General features: G+C 61.6%; 19 protein-coding genes. 6 read left to right on the top strand and 13 right to left on the bottom strand.

The genetic code is table 11. The features are described from left to right. Window position 1: 1 nt before the first annotated feature. Window positions 2–748 (top strand): hypothetical protein, encoded by a 747-nt coding sequence (locus tag AB1781_06870; protein MEW5704294.1) that lies wholly within the window; start codon window positions 2–4, stop codon window positions 746–748. Window positions 749–876: 128 nt separating this feature from the next. Then, window positions 877–3,231, top strand: coding sequence for a TonB-dependent receptor (locus AB1781_06875; protein MEW5704295.1), 2,355 nt, complete (start codon window positions 877–879; stop codon window positions 3,229–3,231). A gap of 3 nt (window positions 3,232–3,234) precedes the next feature. On the opposite strand, the gene lysA is transcribed toward AB1781_06875, so the two are convergent. Then, window positions 3,235–4,497 carry a diaminopimelate decarboxylase gene (gene lysA, locus AB1781_06880; GenBank protein MEW5704296.1) on the bottom strand — a complete coding sequence of 421 codons (1,263 nt, stop codon included), beginning with the start codon at window positions 4,495–4,497 and terminating at the stop codon, window positions 3,235–3,237. Between the two features lie 124 nt (window positions 4,498–4,621). Further along, on the bottom strand, window positions 4,622–6,031 hold the full coding sequence (gene argH, locus AB1781_06885; GenBank protein MEW5704297.1) for an argininosuccinate lyase: 1,410 nt from the start codon (window positions 6,029–6,031) through the stop codon (window positions 4,622–4,624). Window positions 6,032–6,049: 18 nt separating this feature from the next. On the opposite strand from argH, the gene AB1781_06890 reads away from it, so the two are divergent. After that, window positions 6,050–6,631 carry a TlpA disulfide reductase family protein gene (locus AB1781_06890; GenBank protein MEW5704298.1) on the top strand — a complete coding sequence of 194 codons (582 nt, stop codon included), beginning with the start codon at window positions 6,050–6,052 and terminating at the stop codon, window positions 6,629–6,631. Here the strand turns inward: AB1781_06890 and AB1781_06895 are convergent. From AB1781_06895 to ccrA, 10 genes are all read right to left on the bottom strand, one after another. After that, entirely contained in the window at window positions 6,628–7,500 is an 873-nt protein-coding gene (locus tag AB1781_06895) for a 3-hydroxybutyryl-CoA dehydrogenase (GenBank protein ID MEW5704299.1), read from the bottom strand. The two genes, AB1781_06890 and AB1781_06895, sit on opposite strands and share 4 nt — an antisense overlap. A gap of 32 nt (window positions 7,501–7,532) precedes the next feature. Beyond that, on the bottom strand, window positions 7,533–8,465 hold the full coding sequence (locus tag AB1781_06900) for an FAD-binding protein (GenBank protein ID MEW5704300.1): 933 nt from the start codon (window positions 8,463–8,465) through the stop codon (window positions 7,533–7,535). Next, window positions 8,462–9,214, bottom strand: a complete 753-nt coding sequence (locus AB1781_06905; protein ID MEW5704301.1) for an electron transfer flavoprotein subunit beta/FixA family protein — start codon at window positions 9,212–9,214, stop codon at window positions 8,462–8,464. Before AB1781_06905 ends, AB1781_06900 begins: the two co-directional genes overlap by 4 nt. 168 nt (window positions 9,215–9,382) lie before the next feature. Beyond that, on the bottom strand, window positions 9,383–9,937 hold the full coding sequence (locus AB1781_06910) for a cob(I)yrinic acid a,c-diamide adenosyltransferase (GenBank protein MEW5704302.1): 555 nt from the start codon (window positions 9,935–9,937) through the stop codon (window positions 9,383–9,385). A gap of 6 nt (window positions 9,938–9,943) precedes the next feature. After that, window positions 9,944–10,153 (bottom strand): twin transmembrane helix small protein, encoded by a 210-nt coding sequence (locus AB1781_06915; GenBank protein MEW5704303.1) that lies wholly within the window; start codon window positions 10,151–10,153, stop codon window positions 9,944–9,946. Between the two features lie 80 nt (window positions 10,154–10,233). Beyond that, window positions 10,234–10,512 (bottom strand): hypothetical protein, encoded by a 279-nt coding sequence (locus tag AB1781_06920; protein MEW5704304.1) that lies wholly within the window; start codon window positions 10,510–10,512, stop codon window positions 10,234–10,236. Further along, the gene (locus AB1781_06925) at window positions 10,509–11,309 is read right to left on the bottom strand and encodes a LamG-like jellyroll fold domain-containing protein (protein ID MEW5704305.1); all 801 of its coding nucleotides are present in this window, start codon (window positions 11,307–11,309) and stop codon (window positions 10,509–10,511) included. Before AB1781_06925 ends, AB1781_06920 begins: the two co-directional genes overlap by 4 nt. Then, window positions 11,309–11,644: a hypothetical protein gene (locus AB1781_06930; protein ID MEW5704306.1), complete on the bottom strand. Its 336-nt coding sequence runs from the start codon at window positions 11,642–11,644 to the stop codon at window positions 11,309–11,311. Before AB1781_06930 ends, AB1781_06925 begins: the two co-directional genes overlap by 1 nt. Before the next feature lie 137 nt (window positions 11,645–11,781). Continuing rightward, on the bottom strand, window positions 11,782–13,476 hold the full coding sequence (locus AB1781_06935; GenBank protein ID MEW5704307.1) for an acyl-CoA dehydrogenase family protein: 1,695 nt from the start codon (window positions 13,474–13,476) through the stop codon (window positions 11,782–11,784). A 96-nt stretch (window positions 13,477–13,572) separates the two neighbouring features. Continuing rightward, complete coding sequence (gene ccrA / locus AB1781_06940; GenBank protein MEW5704308.1) at window positions 13,573–14,856, bottom strand: crotonyl-CoA carboxylase/reductase; 1,284 nt, start codon at window positions 14,854–14,856, stop codon at window positions 13,573–13,575. Between the two features lie 206 nt (window positions 14,857–15,062). On the opposite strand from ccrA, the gene AB1781_06945 reads away from it, so the two are divergent. Continuing rightward, window positions 15,063–17,093, top strand: a complete 2,031-nt coding sequence (locus AB1781_06945; protein MEW5704309.1) for a protein meaA — start codon at window positions 15,063–15,065, stop codon at window positions 17,091–17,093. On the opposite strand, the gene AB1781_06950 is transcribed toward AB1781_06945, so the two are convergent. Further along, window positions 17,090–17,944, bottom strand: a complete 855-nt coding sequence (locus tag AB1781_06950) for a methyltransferase domain-containing protein (protein ID MEW5704310.1) — start codon at window positions 17,942–17,944, stop codon at window positions 17,090–17,092. The genes AB1781_06945 and AB1781_06950 overlap by 4 nt on opposite strands. A 79-nt stretch (window positions 17,945–18,023) precedes the next feature. On the opposite strand from AB1781_06950, the gene AB1781_06955 reads away from it, so the two are divergent. Together AB1781_06955 and AB1781_06960 are read left to right on the top strand one after the other, a co-directional pair. After that, entirely contained in the window at window positions 18,024–18,770 is a 747-nt protein-coding gene (locus AB1781_06955; GenBank protein ID MEW5704311.1) for a ComF family protein, read from the top strand. 27 nt (window positions 18,771–18,797) lie between these two features. After that, the gene (locus AB1781_06960) at window positions 18,798–19,631 is read left to right on the top strand and encodes a carbon-nitrogen hydrolase family protein (GenBank protein MEW5704312.1); all 834 of its coding nucleotides are present in this window, start codon (window positions 18,798–18,800) and stop codon (window positions 19,629–19,631) included. Window positions 19,632–19,639: the final 8 nt, after the last annotated feature.

The raw sequence follows: 19,639 nt of genomic DNA on the forward strand, positions 1-19,639 counted from the left end.
CGTGCGAACGGCTTCGATTTTTTTGGCGGCGGTTTTTCTTTTGGGGGGCCTTTCCCCGAAAGCGCACGCGACGCACAAGGTCTATTCCCCCCACGTTGAAGAAGGCGAGGCGGAAATCGAATACCGTGGCCATGTGGATGCCGACGACGATTCCTTGAAGAACAAGAAAAACAAGCACAAGCTCGACCTCGGCTACGGCTTCACGGATTTCTGGTGGGGGGAAGTCGTCTTCGAATACGAGAAGGCACCGGGAGAGAATTTTAATTTCGAGGCGGTCGAATTCGAAAGCGTCTTTCACCTGACGCCTCAAGGCGCCTACTTCCTCGATCTCGGCCTCTACGCCGAATACTCCCTGGCGGACGATCCGGGCAAGGCGGACAAGATAAAATTCGGGCCGATCTTCCTGAAGGAATTTGGCCGGACAGAGGTTACCTTCAACACCCTTTTCCGGAAGGAAATCGGCGCCAATCAGGAGAAGGAGTTCGAGTTCGAATACGCCGCCCAGGCGAAATACCGCTTCATGCCGATGTTCGAGATCGGGTTGGAGGCGTTCGGAAAACCCGGCGAAATAAACGGCTTCCTGGCGACCTCCGAGCAGGAACACCAAGTGGGGCCGGTCATGTACGGGAAATTTCCCGTGACCGAGACGTCCGCTTTCAAATACGAGACGGGCGTACTCTTCGGCCTTACCAGCGGTTCGCCGGACGCCACCTTCAAATGGCTCCTGGAATACGAGTTCCGTTTCTGATCCACACGCCGCGGACACCCCGCGCACCATGCGCCTTGGAGGCAGCCGACGCTTGGTTGCCAATCCTTCCAGCCGCCTATACAAAAGGCGCGTATTTTCGCGAGTGTTCTGGATTGAGCAGTGGGTCGATGCGCCGATTCGCAGGTTTTCTTTGCGCTCAGATCTTGCTGTGGCCAGCGCTGGCGGTGGGCGGGGAGAAGGCGGCGCAAGACGCAACCGGCCTTCGGGTCGTCATCTTTCCAACCTCGCCGGTGCCCGGCGTGGGCCTCCCCAAGGAAAAAATCCCCGCCAACGTGCGGGTGGTCGCCATGGACGACCCCGATCCCGCCCAAATCCCGTCGGTAAGCGAGCAGCTCTCGAAACAGATCGGTAGCGTCACCCTCAACGAAGCGCAAGGCAACCCCTTGCAGCCGAACTTGAATTTCCGCGGCTTTACGGCATCCCCCTTGCTTGGTCTGCCGCAGGGCCTCGCCATTTACCAAAACGGCGTTCGCATCAACGAGCCGTTCGGCGATGTCGTGCAGTGGGACCTGGTGCCCGAATTCGCGATCGATTCCATCCACGTTATCCCGGGCTCCAGCCCGGTCTTCGGCTTGAACGCCCTGGGTGGCGCCATCGTGCTGCAGATGAAGAACGGCTTTCGTCACCCGGGGTTTAGGACAGAACTTTCCGGCGGTTCGTTCGGCCGCGTCCACGGGACCGCGGAATATGGGGAGCATTGGCAGAACACCGCCCTTTACTTCGGCATGACCGGCTTCGACGAAGACGGGTGGCGGGACAATTCGCCTTCCGATCTTGCCCAGTTCTATGGTGACTTCGCCTTTCGCGGGGTCAATCTCGAGGGCAATCTGAGCCTTCTGTATGCCGACACCGACCTTAACGGAAATGGCGCCGCGCCGCGCGAGCTTCTCGATGTCGACCGGGCCGCCGTCTTCACGCATCCAGACAACACGCGAAACGAACTTTTCTTTTTGCAGGGCCAGATTCACCGGGGGCTTACGGAACAGCTTTCCGCGCAGTCGAATTTTTATTTTCGGTTGGCGCGACGGAATACGCTGAACGGTGACGCGGCTGAGTTCGGGGCGTGTGCGGCCGACCCCGACGGCGACGCGGAAGAGGAGCTCTGCCTCGACGATGGCGCGGGCGCGCCACTCGTCAACCTGAAACAGGGAGGGTTCATCGAAGAAGACGAAGCGAATGGCGGCGATGGCGTTTTCAATCGCTCCGTGACCTCTTCCACGGGCTACGGGACGTCCTTGCAGGGCAACCTTCGCAGCAGTCTTTTTGGCCTCGACAACACATTCACGCTTGGCACGGGCGTGGATTTTGCAACAGTCGATTTCGGCAACAACACCGAGATCGGTGGGCTGACGCCGGACCGGACGATTGCGGGAAGCGACGTCTTTGTCGGGGTCTTGGGTGCGGCGCCGAACGACGCGTTCAACACGAGCCTCCGTTCCCATACGGAATATTGCGGCCTTTATTTCAACGAGACGCTGTCTCTGACCCCTCGTCTTACGGTGACGGCGGCGGGCCGGTACAATTACGCCCGTCTTCGTATCGAGGATAAGTTTGGGGGGGATCTGGCCGGCGTCCATACGTTCGGACGATTCAACCCGGCGGTCGGGGTGAACATCGCGGTCAGCGATTCGATCGGGGCCTACGCGTCCTATGGCGAATCCAACCGGGCGCCCACCGCAATCGAGCTTTCCTGCGCCGACCCGGCCAAGCCTTGCCGCGTTCCCAACGCCTTCGTGTCGGACCCGCCGCTTGCGGACGTTGTGGCGCGAACGGTCGAGGCCGGATTCCGGGGCCGCCTGAACGGGTTGCCCGGGAACGCCCCGGTCAACTGGTCGGTCGCGGGGTTCGCGGCGCGGAATTTCGACGACATCGTTTTCGTGAGCGCCGGCCCCACTCTCGGCAGCGGATTCTTTCAAAACGCAGGTATCACCCAACGGGTGGGCATCGAACTCGACCTGAATGGCCGTTATGGAGATTTCGATTGGTATGCGAGCTACGCCTATGTCGAGGCTACCTTCGAATCCCATCTTCAGATGGCCAGCCCGAACAACCCGGCCGCCGTGAACGACGAGGTAACGGTCCGTCCCGGCGATCGGATTCCGGGGATCCCGCTTCACTCCGCCAAGCTGGGTCTGGCCTATCGCGTCACCCCGGCGTGGACATTGACGTTCGAGTCTGTCCTGGCCTCCAATCAATTCTTGCGGGGCGATGAAGGGAACGACCAGCCGACGATCGACGGCTACGGCATCCTCAACGTGCGCAGCGAATACCGCTTGCGGGATTCGCTCGTCGCGTATCTTCGGATCGGCAACCTGTTTAATGCCGACTACGAAACCTTCGGTGTCTTCGGTGAAGCGAACGAGGTCTTCTTGAGCGAACTTGGCCGTCCCGGCGCGGACAACCGTTTCTTGGGCCCCGGCGCGCCCGCTGCCGTGTGGGCGGGTCTTCGCTACACCTTTTGACTTCTATCGCAGCCAGTCGGGGATCGGTTCGCGGGCGAGTATCGCCTCGACGGTCGGCCGCGTCCGCACGATGGCGAAACGGTCGCCGGTTACCAGCACTTCGGGCACCAGGGGTCGCGTGTTGTATTCGGACGCCATCACCGCGCCATAGGCGCCGGCGGTTCGAATGGCGAGCAGGTCCCCCGCCGCGATCGGGGGCAGCGGCCGTTCGCTTGCGAAACGGTCACCACTTTCGCAAACCGGGCCGACGATATCCACCGGCGCTTCCTTGCTTCCCGTCGCCGGTTCCACCACGGGTTCGATGCGATGGAAGGCGTCGTAAAGGGCGGACCTCAACAGGTCGTTCATGGCCGCGTCCACGATCACGAAATGCCGGCCCGTGCTTTCTTTCAGGTAGAGGGCCTTGGTGACGAGGATGCCGGCGTTGCCGGCGATCAGTCGGCCGGGTTCGAGGATTACCTTGCAACCAAGCGGTTGCGTCGTCTCGCGGACGATCGCGGCGTACGCCATCGGATCGGGCGGGTTTTCCCGGTTGTAGGGAACGCCAAGCCCGCCGCCAAGGTCGCACCGTTCGATCGGGTGGCCTTTGGCGCGCAAGGTGCCTACGAGGCCGGCCACTTTCGCGAAGGCAGCCTGGAACGGGGCAAGGTCGAGAAGCTGCGAACCTATGTGGACGGCGATACCCACGATCTCGATGCCGGGCAAGGCCGCCGCCTGGTCATAAACCCCCTCAACCCGTTCCCACGCAATGCCGAACTTGTCCGTGCGACGCCCGGTTGCGATCTTTGCATGGGAACCGGAATCAATGTCGGGGTTGATGCGGATGGCCACCGGCGCCCGTTCCCCGCGCTCGGCGGCAACGGCGCTCAAAGCTTCGAGTTCCGCCTCCGATTCGACGTTGAATTGCAGAATCTTTGCATCCAGGGCAAGGGCCATTTCCTCGCGCGTCTTGCCGACGCCGGAAAAGACGATTCGCCTTCCCGGAATCTTCGCCGCCAGCGCCCGGCGAAGCTCGCCGCCGGAAACAACGTCGGCGCCGGCGCCCAGATCGGCCAGCGTGCGAAGGACAGCTTGATTCGAATTTGCCTTCACGGCATAGCAGATCATAGCGTCGCACCCGGCGAACGCTTCGGCGAAAACCCGGTAGTGACGGGTAAGCGTCGCCGTCGAATAACAATAGAATGGCGTGCCGACCGCCTCGGCGATGCGAGGAATCGGGACCTCCTCGGCGGCGAGGATCCCGTCACGATAGCAAAAATGATTCATCGCGGGTATTGCCTTGGGTAGGTGTCTTCCGTATCCCGGGGCGGCTCGAGCCCCCCTTTCTTGCCGCACGCCGTCAGCGTCCCGGCCAGACAAAAGGCCAGCAGCAGCCAAAGAAGCGCCCGCCTCATAGGAAGCGGCTCCGCGCCTGGCGCACGGCTTCCCGTACCCTTGCCGGCGCCGTGCCGCCGGCGCTCGTCCGGCTTTCGACGGAACGCGTAACGCCAAGCACATCGAAAACGGCGTTCGTGATCCGAGCCTCGATGCGTTGCATTTCCTTGAGGGGAAGTTCTTCCAGGCCAACGCCCTTCTTCTCGGCAAGTTTCACGATTTCGCCGGTGATTCGGTGCGCATCCCGGAAGGCAAGCCCGCTCGTCCGGACCAGCCAGTCGGAAAGGTCCGTCGCCGTCGTGTAGCCTGCCCCCGCCACCGCGAGCATGCGTTCGCGGTCAACCGCGAGGTCGCGGACCATACCGGTCATCACGGCGAGGCAGAGAAGGAGGGTGTCCGTCGTATCGAACACGGGCTCCTTATCCTCCTGCATGTCCTTGCTGTAGGTAAGCGGCAACCCTTTCATCACAACGAGTAGGGTGGTCAGTGCGCCGAGTACGCGCCCCGCCTTGCCGCGGACCAGCTCGGCGGCGTCCGGGTTCCGTTTTTGCGGCATGATCGAACTGCCGGTCGAGAAAGCGTCCGACAGGCGTATGAAACCGAACGGCGTGCTCGACCAAAGAATGATCTCTTCGGCCAACCGCGAAAGATGCGTCGCGGTAATTGCCGCCGCGCTCAGATATTCCAGCGCGAAGTCCCGGTCGCTTACGGCATCCATCGAATTCGCCATCGGCCGGTCGAAACCAAGCGTGGCGGCCGTCATTTCCCGGTCTATGGGAAAGGACGTTCCGGCCAGCGCCGCCGCCCCGAGCGGACTTTCGTTGAGCCGCCGCCGGCAGTCTTCGAGCCTGCTCCGATCGCGGCCGAACATCTCGACATAGGCCAGCAGATGATGCCCGAGGGAGACCGGTTGTGCCGCCTGCAGATGGGTGAACCCGGGCAGCAGGGTCTCCGCGTGCTCTTCCGCGCGGTCGAGCAGAGCCGCCTGCAATTCCCGAAGCGCGATGGTCGCGATATCGACGGCCTCTCGCACCCAAAGCCGGAAGTCCGTCGCCACTTGATCGTTCCGCGACCTGGCCGTATGCAGCTTGCCGGCGGTCTCGCCGATGAGTTTCCGAAGCCGCGCTTCGATATGCATGTGAATGTCTTCAAGCTCTGCCTTGAACTCGAACTCGCCTTTTTGGATTTCGGCATCGATTCGCTCAAGTCCCTTGAGGATCGCCTCGCCATCCGGATGGGCGAGGATGCCGGTTGCCACCAGCATGGCGCAATGCGCCTTCGAACCGGCTATATCCTGCGCATAAAGCCGCTTGTCAAAACCGATCGAGGCATTGATTGTTTCGAGGGTAATGTCCGGAGCCTGGTCGAAGCGGCCCTGCCGAAGGGGCGGGGCGCTGTCCGTAACGGGGGGGGATTTTGTCTTCATGTCGAACTGCCGGTTGCCATGTCCAGCCGATTGCGTTTGATCCTTGTTCTCGGGGCGGTTGCCATTGGCGCCGGGCTGGCGGCGTGGTGGTGGCAATTTGCCCGCCCGCCGGCCGACTTTCCTCCGCCAGCGGCCCTGCACTTTACGCCGCTTTCCAAGCCCCGGCCAGTGCCGGATGCGGTCTTCTACGACGAAGAATATCGGGAACGGCGCTTTGCCGATTGGCGAGGGAAGGGCATCGTTCTCAATCTCTGGGCGACGTGGTGCGGGCCTTGCGTGCGCGAGCTGCCGACCCTGGATCGCCTGGCGGGGCTGCTTGCCGGCGAGGACATCGTCGTTCTTGCGCTTGCGCTCGATCGTGGCGGTCTTGCGGTCGTGAAGCCCTTCTACGAAGAGCTCGGCATCAACCGCTTGGCGATTTATCTCGACCCAAAAGGCAGGGTGGCGAAGGCGTTTGGCCTTGTGGGGGTGCCGGTGACCGCCTTCATCGATCACGAAGGCCGGGTGCTTGGCAGCCACGCCGGCCTCGCCGACTGGGATACGCCGGAAGCGCTCGCCCTCGTCCGCTCCTATCTTGGAAAACCCGTCGCCGGGGACTAGCGGGTCGGTACCGGTTGTTCGCCCGTATAGTCATAGAACCCGCGCTTTGTCTTTCGGCCCAGCCAGCCGGCCTCGACGTATTTAACCAGAAGCGGGCAGGGGCGGTACTTCGTGTCGGCCAGGCCTTCGTTCAAGACCTGCATGATGGCGAGACAAACGTCGAGGCCGATGAAATCGGCAAGCTCCAGCGGTCCCATCGGGTGGTTGGCGCCCAAGCGAATGGCGCGATCGATTTCCTCAACCGAGCCCACCCCTTCGTATAGCGTATAGACCGCCTCGTTGATCATGGGGAGCAAGATGCGGTTCACGATGAAGGCGGGAAAATCCTCGGCCACGGATGCTTTTTTTCCGATCCTTTCCGTAAGCTCGCGAACCGCATGAAAGGTCTCTTCATTGGTCGCGATGCCGCGGATCAATTCGACCAGTTCCATCACCGGAACCGGGTTCATGAAATGCATGCCCATGAATTTTTCCGGCCGATCCGTGACGGAGGCGAGTTTCGTCACCGAGATGGAGGACGTGTTCGTGGCGATAATGGCGTCCGGCTTCAGATGTGGAACAAGTTCCAGCAGAATCTTCTTTTTGACATCCTCGTTCTCGGTGGCAGCCTCGATCACAAGGTCGCATTCCTTGAAAGAGGCATAATCCGTTGTCGATTTAATCCGACCTAGCGCCGCCTTTTGATCCGCCTCCGTGATCTTTCCTTTGCTGACTTGGCGGTTCATATTGTACTGGATCGTTTCGATCGCCTTCTTCAGCCGCTCTTCGCTGACATCCTTTAGCACAACGTCTATACCGGCAAGTGCGAGCACGTGGGTGATGCCGCTTCCCATTTGCCCCGCGCCGATGACACCAGCTTTTTCGATCATGAGTTGTTTTTCCGACTGAGTTGCAGGCTTGGTTATAGCAGTTTGTCGAGTTCTTCCATCAGCGCCGGCAAGGCCTTGAACAAATCCTCGACAAGCCCGTAATCGGCTACCTGAAAAATCGGGGCCTCCTCGTCCTTGTTGATGGCGACGATCACCTTGCTGTCTTTCATCCCCGCCAGATGCTGGATGGCTCCGGAGATGCCGACCGCAATATAAAGTTCGGGCGCAACGATTTTGCCGGTCTGGCCAACCTGATAATCGTTGGGCACAAAACCGGCGTCTACGGCTGCCCGCGAGGCGCCGACGGCGGCACCCAAACGGTCGGCAATGGCTTCCAGCAGCTTGAAATTTTCACCGCTTTGCATGCCGCGTCCACCGGAAACGATGACCCGGGCGCTGGTGAGCTCCGGCCGCTCGGATTTGCTCAATGCTTGCCCGATAAAGCTCGAAAGACCGCTTTCCTCGGCTGCCTCGACGTATTCGATGGCGGCCGCGCCACCTTCCGCCGCCGCGGCCTTGAAGGCGGTCGTACGCACGGTGATGACCTTGATCGGGTCCGAGGACTGGACGGTCGCCAGCGCGTTGCCGGCGTAGATAGGATGCACGAAGGTGTCCGGCGAGACGATCTGCACGACGTCGGAGACTTGTGCGACGTCGAGAAGGGCCGCGATGCGCGGAAGGCAGTTCTTTCCAAACGTCGTCGAGGGGGCAAGCAGGTGGCTGTATGTCTTGGCCAGCCTCACGACAAGCGCTGCCAGATTTTCCGGAAGGCCATGGTTGTAGTGCGCGCCCTTGGCGACAAGCACCTTCCGGACGCTTTCGATCTTGGCGGCGGCCTCCGCGTCGCCGTCGCCTGCCAGCAGAAGATGAACGTCTTCTCCCAGCTCGCGGGCCGCCGTGACCGTACGATGGGTGGCGGGATTGATCGCGGAGGCGTCGTGTTCGGCGATGATCAGAACGCTCATCCGAGCACCCCGGCCTCGTTCTTCAGCTTGTCCACAAGCTCGGCGACGCTTGTCACCTTGACGCCGGCCTCGCGTTTCGACGGCTCCCTGACTTCCAGAAGCTTAAGCCTGGGGCGCACATCGATGCCAAGCGCTTCCGCCTTCAGGACGTCGAGTTTTTTCTGCTTTGCCTTCATGATGTTGGGCAACGAGGCATAGCGGGGTTCGTTCAGGCGAAGGTCGGTCGTAACGACAGCCGGAAGCTTCAGGGAAAGCGTCTCGAGGCCTCCGTCAATCTCCCGGACAACTTCGGCCTTGCCGTCGGCGATCGTGATTTTTGAGGCGAAGGTGCCTTGCGGCCAGCCCAGCAGGGCGGCCAGCATCTGGCCGGTTTGGTTGCTGTCATCGTCGATGGCTTGTTTGCCGGCAAGCACGAGACCGCCACCTTCCTTCTCGACGACCGCCTTCAGGATCTTCGCAACGGCAAGCGGCTCTGGTTCAAGGTCCGTCTCGACGAGGATGGCGCGGTCCGCCCCCATGGCAAGCGCCGTGCGCAGGGTTTCTTGGCATTTGGCCCCCCCGATCGAGGTCACGATGACCTCGGTGGCGGCTCCCTTTTCCTTCAGGCGTACCGCCTCTTCGACGGCAATCTCGTCGAAAGGGTTCATGGACATCTTCACGTTTGCGGTTTCAACGCCGGTATGGTCGGCCTTCACTCGCACGCGAACGTTGAAATCGATGACCCGTTTGACAGCGACGAGTACTTTCATCGGTGAACCGTATCTTGCAATCGTTTGGCGGTTGGCTGGTCTTGGGATTTAAGAAACCGGTGCCGGCAACGCGGCCCGATCCGGGCATTTCGCAGTCGCACAATACGGGTGTGCGGGGGAGGTGTCAATTCCGGGGGAGATGGGAGTTTCAGGAGGTTCAGAAAGAGATTAACGGTTGACGCCGGGGCGCCACAGTACGTCCTTTTTGCCGGCGTCGTTCAAGTGTCGGGCCAGCACGAACAGAAGGTCGGAGAGACGGTTCACGTAGCGGATGGCGAGGGGATTGACGGATTCCTTGCCGGCAAGTTCCGTCATCTTCCGTTCGGCGCGGCGAACGACGGTGCGGGCAAGGTGGAGATGGGCGGCGGCCGGTGTGCCGCCCGGCAACACGAAGGAATTGAGAGGTTCCAGTTCGGCGTTGATGGTGTCGATCTCTTTTTCCAGGCGCGTGACCTGGGCATCGACGATGCGAAGGGCGTCCTTGCCGCTCTCTGGCGTGCAAAGATCGGCGCCAAGGTCGAAAAGATCGTCCTGGATACGGCGGAGGATGGCGTCCGTCTCCCCGCTTGTATGGAGGCGCGCGATGCCGATGGTGGCGTTGGCTTCATCGACCGTCCCATAGGCGGCGACGCGCAGGTCGTGCTTTGGAACGCGTTTGCCTCCGCCAAGCGAGGTTTTTCCCTTGTCGCCGCCGCGCGTGTAGATTTTCGTAAGCCGCACCATGCGCGCTCAACCTCGCGTCGAGAAGTAGAACATGAGCCCCAGCAGGGCAATGGCAACTCCCTGCAGGATGACGCGCCACCGCATGAGCTTGTTCGAGTATTTTGCGTTGAACGCGCCGCCGCGAAACATGGCGACAACGCCGGTCGCCAGCACGGCGAGGGTGGCAAGCAACGCAAGGCCGACAAAGTAGGGAAGAATATGGGCCAGTGTCTCCATACCGCAAAGATTAGCGCGACGCAGGGCTAAGACCCAGCGAAAAGAACCCGCTTTGCCCGGCCCATCGGCCGCAAACCTTTCTACGCCTCTTCCGCCGGGAAAAACCCGGCGACGGCTTCCGGCGTTTTCAGCGCCGCAAGCTCTGCCTCGACAAGAAAAGGTTCGGCGTCCGCGCTGACGGCGCAGATTGCCCGCCCGTCCGAAGGGTGCTCGGTTGGCTCCGTGTAGCGGTAGGTTTTTGTTGCAACGGCCTTCGCCGTCGGCTCGCCGTTTGCGTCACAAAGCCCGAGAGCCTGCCCCATCTTTTCTGCAAAGGCTTTTGCCGTCGCCGCGCTTGGAAATTCCATATATTTTGTCATGTAAGCGTGATCCCGTATTTCGCCGCCAAATGATTCCGTAAAGTCATCCGTTCAGCCGCGCTTGGAACGGAGGAATAAATCGCCACCTCCGCGACTTTGCCATCCAGGTCGCGGCCACCGGACCAATCCCTGCCGATTCGCAGGACATTCGCGCTGTCGTTCAAGGCGGCGCCAACCGGGGTTGCAACCTCCGCCAGTGAAATCAGCGCCCCATTTACCCGGATTGCCGGGTCGTTCGCTACGCTGCCGGAGTCATAGCTAACCTCCAGCAAATTAGCCTGACCGGCGACGATCGGCCTTCGTGGCGTCGTGGTTTCCCACTGGCCGCCAGTCGTGCTGAATGTCTGAAAGAAGGTAAGCATCCCCGCCCCAGACAACGCGTTGCTGAGATAAATATCCCAGCCATCGTTTGTGGAATTGTTCTTCGTAAGCAGGCGCTCCCAATCGTCCGGGCTCTTGATCTGGTCCGGGTTGAAGACCACGGCCAAATACCCGCCGCCGGCCCACAGGTTGTTGACCGTAGCGGCGGCGGCCACGTTCAGACCGTCCAGGTTGTCCCCGGCGAAGTCGGCTCCGGGCAAGCCGCCAACCGCATTCGCCAAATAGGCCGGTTGCTGGGTCGCCGTCCCTTGGATGGCATGGTTGCCGTTTCCGGAAACATCGTTCCACTGGGAGATATTGCCGGCGTTTAGGGTTAGGGCCGAGCGGTTTCCCGCCAGCCACAGCTTCAGGCCCGGAAGGCCCAAGGGGGAAAAGGCCGCCTTTGGCTTGAGGAGCGCCCCCACTTGACCGTGCATTACTCCAGCTCCGAGATGTAGAGGGTGACGTCCGCGCTTGCGCGGATCGCGGCGATATGGGTGTCCCGCCCGGCCTTTCCTTGGCCGAGGGACAAGTAAAGATAGGTGCCGCCCGGCAGGTAATGGTCCGTCGCGACCGCGACGACGGTTGCGCCGCCGCTGCGCATGAAGCAGGGGCCCGTCGCATAAACGGCGATCGCGCGGGTGTTCGCATCGAAGGCGGTCGTGTTGCGAGCGCTCGTCGCCGTCACGCTGATAGCGTGGGCTTTTCCGGCCTTGAGACGGAGAATCTGGATCGGGATGTTGTCGTCGTCACGGGGGAGAAGGGTCGTCATGGGGGCTCCTGCGTTGGGAGGAAGGGAATGCGGCAAAAAAAAACGCCCGTCGGCCTTGCCGCGGGCGCATGTCTTCCGAAGATGAGTAGGATTTTATTCCCTTATCGGTCCCTTTGTCAAGGACCGCGTCGGCGCCGTTAGTTACGTTTTGCCAGAAGCCCGCGGGTGATCACCTGGGCCTGGATTTCTCCGGCACCTTCGAAGATGTTGAGAATCCTGGCATCGCACAGGACCCGGCTGATCGGGTATTCCTCTGCATAGCCGTTGCCGCCGTGAATCTGAAGCGCGTTGTCGGCGGCGGCCCAGGCGACCCGGGCCGCCAGCAGTTTTGCCATGCCCGCCTCGACGTCGCAGCGCCGCTCGGCGTCCTTCTCGCGGGCCGCGAAATAGGCAAGCTGGCGGGCCAGCATGATCTCGGTCGCCATCCAGGCGATCTTGCCGGCGACCCTTGGAAATTCATAGATCGGTCGACCGAACTGGACGCGATCGAGCGCATAGCGCAGGCCAAGCTCCATCGCGTTCTGGGCCACCCCCACCGCGCGGGCCGCCGTCTGCACGCGCGCGCTCTCGAAGGTCGCCATCAGCTGCTTGAAGCCTTCGCCCTCTTTCCCGCCGAGCAGGTCCTCCGCCGGCACATCGAAATCGTCGAAGCCGATTTCGTATTCCTTCATTCCCCGGTAGCCGAGCACCTTGATCTCGCTGCCCGTCATGCCCTTTGCCGGGAAGTGGTCGCCGTCCTTGCCGCGCGGCTTTTCCGCAAGCAGCATGCTCAAGCCCAGATACCCTTTCTCCTCGGAATTCGTGCGGACGAGCAGCGTCATGAGATCGGCCCGCGCGGCATGGGTGATCCAGGTCTTGTTTCCGGTGACGCGGTAGGCCGTCTTGCCGTCCGCACCCGTTACCCGCACGGCGCGCGTGCGCAGGCTGGCCAGATCCGAGCCCACGTTCGGTTCCGTGAAGACGGCGGTGGGCAAAATCTCTCCGCTTGCGATGCCTGGCAGATAGCGCTCTTTTTGGGCGGGCGTGCCGTGGTTGCGGATAAGCTCGGCGGCGATCTCCGAGCGCGTGCCGAGCGAGCCGACCCCGATATAGGCGCGACTCAATTCCTCGGTGACGACGCACATCGCCGTCTTGCCCAAAGCCAGTCCGCCATACTCTTCCGGGATGGTTAAGCCGAAAACGCCAAGCTCGGCCATGTGCTGGATGACGCTAAGGGGGATCAGTTCGTCCTTGAGGTGCCATTGATGGGCATAAGGGGTTACCTGTTCATCGGAGAACCGTCGAAACTGTTCACGGATGAGCTCCAGCGTTTCGTCGGCTAGGCCAAGGGCGCCGAAATTTCCGGTCTCAAGGCTTTCCTTCAGAAGCTCCGCCAGCCGCAGTCGGGCCGCATCGCCCCTTCCGCGAAAGGCCAAATTTTTCACCGCCTCGTCCGCGACGAAGGCCGCGAGGTCTTTCTCCGTGATGCCAAGGTCGCCGGGACGAACGATTTCAATCTGACTCATGGCGATTCCGCCGGCGATCTGGGCCAAATATTCGCCGAAGGCGATTTCGAGAATCAGGGATTCGCGTTCGCCGAATTCACCCGCTTCCGTCAGGCGCTTCGCCCAGCCAAGCAACTGGCGAAGCCCCTCCACATAGGTCGCAAGCCAAGCAAAGCCGTGGGCGGCAAATTGATGGCGGTCCAGCAGCGCGCCTTTCAGCTGGCCGTCCTCGGTAAGGCGGTTGGCAACGGCTTCCCTGGCCGCTTCGACCAGCTTTTCGGCCGCGGCAAGGGCCTTGGCGGCGCGCCCGACAAGGTCGGGCAGGGGGGGCGTTTGCTTGACGGCCATGTCGTTCATGCTTGGGTCCGGCCTTGCCCTTCTGCAAAGCGTGCGCCGTCCGTCTTGGGCGCAAACGGATGGCCGTCTCGAAAAAAAGGCCGGCGATCAGGCTTCCAGAACATCCTCGAAAGTGCGCAGGCCCGGTCGTTTTGCTTGAACCAGAACGGCCATATTGCCCGGCTTATGCTGATTTTTCCACATTTTGGTATGGGCGCGCGCGATGTCTTCCCAAGCGAGGACCTCCGACATGCAAGGGTCGATCCGCCGTTCGATGACGAGACGGTTAGCTTGGCTTGCCTGTTTTAGATGGGCGAAGTGGCTGCCTTGGATTCGCTTCTGGCGCATCCACACGAAGCGTGCGTCAAACGTGATGTTGTAGCCCGTCGTCCCGGCGCAAAAGACGACCATGCCGCCGCGCTTCACGACGAAACAGGATACGGGGAAGGTTTGCTCGCCGGGGTGCTCGAAGACGAAGTCAACGTCCACGCCCTTGCCGGTGAATTCCCAGATGGCGCGTCCGAACTCGCGGCATGTCTTGATGTATTCCGAATATGCCCGCGCATCCTTGACGTCAGGAAGCGGTCCCCAACAATTGAATGCCTTGCGGTTGATGACGCCTTTCGCGCCGAGGGACTTCACGAAGTCGATCTTTGACTCGTCCGAAACGATGCCGATGGCGTTGGCACCCGTCGTCGCGATCAACTGGATCGCCATCGAGCCAAGCCCGCCGGACGCGCCCCACACCAGCACGTTGTGGCCGGGTTTTAGAATGTGCGGCCGGTGCCCGAACAGCATGCGATAGGCCGTGGCAAGCGTCAGCGTGTAACAGCCGCCTTCTTCCCACGTCAGATGCCGTGGGCGCGGCATCAACTGACGCGCCTGCACGCGCGCAAACTGCGCAAAAGAACCGTCTGGCGTCTCGTAGCCCCAGATTCTCTGGGAGGGAGAAAGCATCGGGTCGCCGCCGTTGCATTCCTCGTCGTCGCCGTCGTCCTGGTTGCAGTGAATGACAACCTCGTCGCCCACTTTCCAGTTTTTTACTTTGTTTCCGACGGCCCAGACGATGCCGGAAGCGTCCGAGCCCGCAACGTGAAAATCCGCCTTGTGAATGTCGAATGGGGAAACCGGGATGCCGAGAGCTGCCCAGATGCCGTTAAAGTTCACGCCGGCCGCCATGACCTGGACGAGCACTTCATGGGAATCGATGACCGGCGTCGGCAGCACCTCGATCTGCATCGCCTTTTCCGGCTCGCCGTGGCGTTCCCGCCGGATGGCCCAGCCGTACATATTCTTCGGAACATGACCGAGCGGCGGAATCTCGCCGATCTCATAAAGGTCCTTCTTCGCGGCGCGCGCGTTTAATTCGATTACCTTGGCGGATTCGGTCATCGTCGTTCAGGCTCCCTCCTTCTGACGCTTGGCCTTCTGAATAGACGCTACCTCTAACGCCCGCCGTAAAATTTTGCAATGCAAAATATATTAGTTTATTTCACGAGTTGTATAGTTTACGAAACATTCAATCTTCTTTCCGGGAAATCTTGGAAGATTAACAATCGTTTTGAGGGAACGTCGAAAACCTCCTAGCATCGAGAGCCATGGGAAAAAAATCACCAAAACCGGCTAGGAAGAAATCCCCGAACGGCCAGCCGGCCGGCCGGGAAGCGCCGTGGCTCCTCCGGACCTATTCCGGCCACAGTTCGGCCTCGGCTTCGAACGCGCTTTACCGGACGAATCTCGCCCGCGGCCAGACGGGTCTTTCAATCGCTTTCGATCTGCCGACCCAGACCGGCTACGATTCGGATCACGAGCTTGCCCGCGGCGAGGTTGGCAAGGTCGGCGTTCCGGTTTCCCATCTGGGCGACATGACGACCCTCTTCGAGGGCATCCCGCTTGATCGCATGAACACGTCGATGACGATCAACGCCACGGCCCCATGGCTTCTGGCGCTTTACGTGGCGGCGGCTGAAAAGCAGGGGCTGGCGCGTGGCACCTTAAGCGGCACCGTACAGAACGACCTCATCAAAGAATACCTCTCGCGCGGCACGTATATCTTTCCACCCGGCCCCAGCATGAAGCTTACGGCCGATGTGATCAGTTTCACTTATCGGGAAATCCCAAAGTGGAATCCGGTCAACGTCTGCTCTTATCATTTGCAAGAAGCAGGGGCGACGCCCGTGCAGGAGCTGGCCTTCGCGCTGGCGACGGCCGGCGCGATTCTGGATTCGGTACGCGATTCCGGCCAGGTGCCAACGGCGGATTTTCCCCAGGTCGTCGGCCGCATCAGCTTCTTTGTCAATGCCGGCATCCGTTTCATTACCGAGCTTTGCAAGATGCGCGCCTTTGTCGCCCTTTGGGACGAAATCACGCGTGAGCACTATGGCGTGGAAGATCCAAAGTTTCGGCGCTTTCGCTATGGCGTGCAGGTCAATTCCTTGGGCCTCACCGAACAGCAGCCGGAAAACAACGTCTATCGGATACTTCTCGAAATGCTCGCCGTCGTGCTTTCGAAGGATGCGCGCGCGCGCGCCGTGCAATTGCCGGCCTGGAACGAAGCGCTTGGCTTGCCGCGGCCATGGGATCAGCAATGGAGTCTCCGTCTCCAGCAAGTCGTCGCGTACGAGACGGACCTTCTCGAATACGAAGACATTTTCCGTGGTTCGGCCGTGATCGAGGCGAAGGTTGAGGAATTGAAGAACGCCGCGGTTGAGGAGCTCCGCAAGATCGAAGAACTCGGCGGGGTCCTGCCTTGTATCGAGTCCGGCTACATGAAGCGGCGGATGGTCGAATCGAACAGCCGGCGGATCGCCGCTGTCGAGTCGGGAGAGCGCGTCGTCGTTGGGGTCAACCGCTACGAGGAAACGGCGCCCTCCCCACTGACGGCCGACCAGGACGGCGGCTATCTCAGGCCCGATCCCAGGGCCGAGGAAGCCCAGATCGCCCGCCTGCGGTCGTGGCGGAAGAATCGCGAAGAAGTGTGCGTTGCCAAGGCGTTGGCGGCGTTGCAGGCGGCGGCGGCGGCGGGACAAAACATCATGGAGCCCTCGATTGCCTGTGCCCATGCCGGGGTTACGACGGGCGAGTGGGCCGGCGCGCTGCGCGGGATTTTCGGGGAATACCGGGCGCCGACCGGCGTTCAGGGGGCCGTTGGCCACGCCCGCAAACCGGAGGACTTTCAGGCCGTGCGTCTTCGGGTCGAGGCGCTCTCGAAGAAGTTCGGCCAGCGCGTCAAGCTCCTGATTGGCAAGCCCGGCCTCGACGGTCACTCGAACGGGGCGGAGCAGCTCGCCCTGCGTGCGCGGGACGCCGGCATGGAGGTGATTTACGAAGGCATCCGACTGACACCTTCCCAGATCGTCGCCGCCGCCATCGAAGAAGGTGTGCACGTCATCGGGCTTTCCATTCTTTCCGGATCCCACCTGGGCCTGGTGCAGGCGATGCTGGAGCAGATGCGGGCAAGCGGCATCGGGGATATTCCCGTCGTCGTCGGCGGAATCCTTCCGCCGGAGGACGAGAAACGTTTGAAGGATATGGGGGTCGCCCGCACCTACACGCCGAAGGATTACGACTTTTCAGTGATCTTGGGCGACATCGTTGATCTCGCGGACAAGCGCCTGCAGGCGGTTTAAGCGCCGTTTGCCTGCCCCAAAGCCCAGCCCGTCAGGTAAACGACCCGAAACGTCGCTGGCAGCTGCCCGCCTTCCCCCCGGCTGCGATCCTCATAGGCTTTCGCCATGCGGAGAACCGTACCCTTCGGGGTGAAATTCCGCCGCCGCGCGTGCAAACTGTTCGTTTCGCCCGTCCGGCGGAGATCCTCGAGCAGCTTAAGCGCGTTTGCATAAATCACCGTGATCCTGTCGCAATCGGCGACGGGTTCGACAAAACCCGCCCGTTGCAGCAACTGCCCGGCGTCCCGGATGTCGATGAAGGGCGAGATCCGGGGGCTGGCGCCGCCCCCCCCTTGCGCCTCGGCGACAAGAAACGCCTGGTAGAGTTCCCGCAAGGTTTCGCCGCCAAACATGGCGCCGAGAAAAAGGCCGCCTGGCTTCAGACAGCGGCGAATCTGGAGAAGCGCACCCGGCAGGTCGTTCACCCAATGCAGACTGAGGCAACTCAGCACAAGGTCGAAACGCCGTTCGCCGAACGGCAGGAATTCCTCATCGGCTCTGACGAAGAGAACGTTGCCAGATTTTGCGGCGGCGCGCGCCGTCATGGCGGGCGAAAGGTCGGAAGCCACGACCTCGCGAACGCCGCGCCGTTTTCGGACCTCGCGGGCGAGATAGCCGGTGTGGCACCCGAGATCGAGGACCTGCGGGAACTCAAGCAGGACGTCGTCGAGCCGATCGAGAAGGCGTTCCGCTACTTCGCGAAAGAGGAAGTCGTGTTCATCGAACGTTTCGGCCGCGCGATCCCGATGCCGACGAACAAGGCTGCGGTCAAAAAGAGTTACGCCGTCGGGCATGGCAACCTTATGGCACATCCTGTTCCTCTCACAAAACGGATCCCCCGCACTTCAGGCAATTGACAATCCCTCTCCTTCGCGCCCAGATTTTCCTCCGATGCAGCAGATCGAACAACCGGCCTATGGTCAGCGCCTTTCGGCGCGCGCTCTCGATCTTTTCCTGCCACCCCGATGCCTCGCTTGCGGCATGGTGGTGGACCGAGAGGGCGCTCTTTGCGCGACATGCTGGCAGGCAATCGATTTTCTCTCGCCGCCCTGTTGTGCGGCGTGCGGACACCCTTTCGAGTTCGACGCCGGCGAAGGGTCGCTCTGCGCCGCCTGTCTTGAGCGGCGTCCGCCCTATGGTCGGGCGCGCGCCGTCATGCGCTACGCGCCGCGGGCGCGGGATCTAGTTCTCGGTTTCAAGCACGGCGATAAGACCTACGCGGCCCCCGTCTTCGCGCGCTGGCTTTATCGGGCGGGTCAAGAGTTGCTCCAGGAAGCCGATTTGCTGGTGCCGGTGCCGCTTCACTGGACGCGCCTTTTCCAGCGCCGTTTCAATCAGGCGGGGTTGCTGGCTCAGGCCCTAAGCCGTCTCGGCGGCGTGCCGGTTGCCGTGGATCTTCTGGTGCGGCGGCGGCGCACGCCTTCCCAGGGCAACCGGAACCCAACCGAGCGTCGCCGTAACGTCCAGGGTGCCTTTGCCCTTCGCCGTGGCCGCCAACCTCGGATTACGGGGAAGCGCATTCTTCTCATCGACGACGTGATGACGACCGGCGCCACGATCGAAGCGTGTGCGGAAACCCTGTTGGAGGGCGGCGCTGCGGCCGTCGATGCGCTTACGCTTGCCCGCGTGGTTCGCTAAGCTTTACATGCCGGGGGAAGTGCGCTCATGACCAAGACGTTCATTGCCGCTTGCATCCAGATGAACTCGGAACGCGAGATGGCGCCGAACTTAAGCGTCGCGTCCGATCTGGTTCGGGCGGCGCGGAAGGCCGGCGCGGATTTCATTCTGCTTCCGGAAAACGTCGCCATGATGGAGCCGCAGCGACGCAACGTCCTGGCTAAGGCGAAGCCCGAAGCGGAACATCCGGCCTTGGCGCATTTTTGCAGTCTGGCCAGCGAGACGAAGGCCTGGCTTGTGGTGGGGTCGCTCGCCATCCGCTTGAACGAGACCTGCGTCGCGAATCGGTCCTTTCTCCTGGATGACGCGGGCGGCATCGTCGCTCGCTACGACAAGATCCATATGTTCGACGTCGATCTAGAGGGCGATAAATCCTATAAGGAATCAAAGACATATCGTGCCGGCGAGGCGGCGGTGCTGGCCGTCTCCCCCTGGGGACCGGTCGGTCTCACGGTTTGCTATGACCTTCGCTTTCCCGCTCTCTATCGCGCCCTTGCCAAGGCCGGCGCCCACTACCTGACCGTTCCTTCCGCTTTTACGCGGAAGACCGGCGAGGCGCATTGGCATGTCCTGCTGCGCGCCCGCGCCATCGAAACCGGGGCCTTCGTGTTCGCGCCCGCCCAGTGCGGAACCCATGCGGGTAACCGCCAGACCTTTGGCCATTCCCTGATCGTCGACCCATGGGGGGAGGTGCTTGCCGATGGGGGTGAAAAGGTTGGCTTCGTCCTGGCCGAGATCGCGCCCGGGAAGGTCGAGGCGGCACGGCGACAGATCCCGGCCCTTGCGCACGACCGGGCCTTCACGCTTAAGGCGTTGCCCTAGGTTTTCGG

The sequence above is a fragment of the Pseudomonadota bacterium genome, assembly GCA_040752895.1.
Taxonomy (GTDB): domain Bacteria; phylum Pseudomonadota; class Alphaproteobacteria.

Bases quoted from the DNA above. Each gene is read 5' to 3' on its own strand.
- AB1781_06875 (MEW5704295.1), top strand. From the start codon at position 877: ATGCGCCGATTCGCAGGTTTTCTTTGCGCTCAGATCTTGCTGTGGCCA.
- lysA (MEW5704296.1), bottom strand. From the start codon at position 4,497: ATGAATCATTTTTGCTATCGTGACGGGATCCTCGCCGCCGAGGAGGTC.
- argH (MEW5704297.1), bottom strand. From the start codon at position 6,031: ATGAAGACAAAATCCCCCCCCGTTACGGACAGCGCCCCGCCCCTTCGG.
- AB1781_06890 (MEW5704298.1), top strand. From the start codon at position 6,050: ATGTCCAGCCGATTGCGTTTGATCCTTGTTCTCGGGGCGGTTGCCATT.
- AB1781_06895 (MEW5704299.1), bottom strand. From the start codon at position 7,500: ATGATCGAAAAAGCTGGTGTCATCGGCGCGGGGCAAATGGGAAGCGGC.
- AB1781_06900 (MEW5704300.1), bottom strand. From the start codon at position 8,465: ATGAGCGTTCTGATCATCGCCGAACACGACGCCTCCGCGATCAATCCC.
- AB1781_06905 (MEW5704301.1), bottom strand. From the start codon at position 9,214: ATGAAAGTACTCGTCGCTGTCAAACGGGTCATCGATTTCAACGTTCGC.
- AB1781_06910 (MEW5704302.1), bottom strand. From the start codon at position 9,937: ATGGTGCGGCTTACGAAAATCTACACGCGCGGCGGCGACAAGGGAAAA.
- AB1781_06915 (MEW5704303.1), bottom strand. From the start codon at position 10,153: ATGGAGACACTGGCCCATATTCTTCCCTACTTTGTCGGCCTTGCGTTG.
- AB1781_06920 (MEW5704304.1), bottom strand. From the start codon at position 10,512: ATGACAAAATATATGGAATTTCCAAGCGCGGCGACGGCAAAAGCCTTT.
- AB1781_06925 (MEW5704305.1), bottom strand. From the start codon at position 11,309: ATGCACGGTCAAGTGGGGGCGCTCCTCAAGCCAAAGGCGGCCTTTTCC.
- AB1781_06930 (MEW5704306.1), bottom strand. From the start codon at position 11,644: ATGACGACCCTTCTCCCCCGTGACGACGACAACATCCCGATCCAGATT.
- AB1781_06935 (MEW5704307.1), bottom strand. From the start codon at position 13,476: ATGGCCGTCAAGCAAACGCCCCCCCTGCCCGACCTTGTCGGGCGCGCC.
- ccrA (MEW5704308.1), bottom strand. From the start codon at position 14,856: ATGACCGAATCCGCCAAGGTAATCGAATTAAACGCGCGCGCCGCGAAG.
- AB1781_06945 (MEW5704309.1), top strand. From the start codon at position 15,063: ATGGGAAAAAAATCACCAAAACCGGCTAGGAAGAAATCCCCGAACGGC.
- AB1781_06950 (MEW5704310.1), bottom strand. From the start codon at position 17,944: ATGTGCCATAAGGTTGCCATGCCCGACGGCGTAACTCTTTTTGACCGC.
- AB1781_06955 (MEW5704311.1), top strand. From the start codon at position 18,024: ATGCAGCAGATCGAACAACCGGCCTATGGTCAGCGCCTTTCGGCGCGC.
- AB1781_06960 (MEW5704312.1), top strand. From the start codon at position 18,798: ATGACCAAGACGTTCATTGCCGCTTGCATCCAGATGAACTCGGAACGC.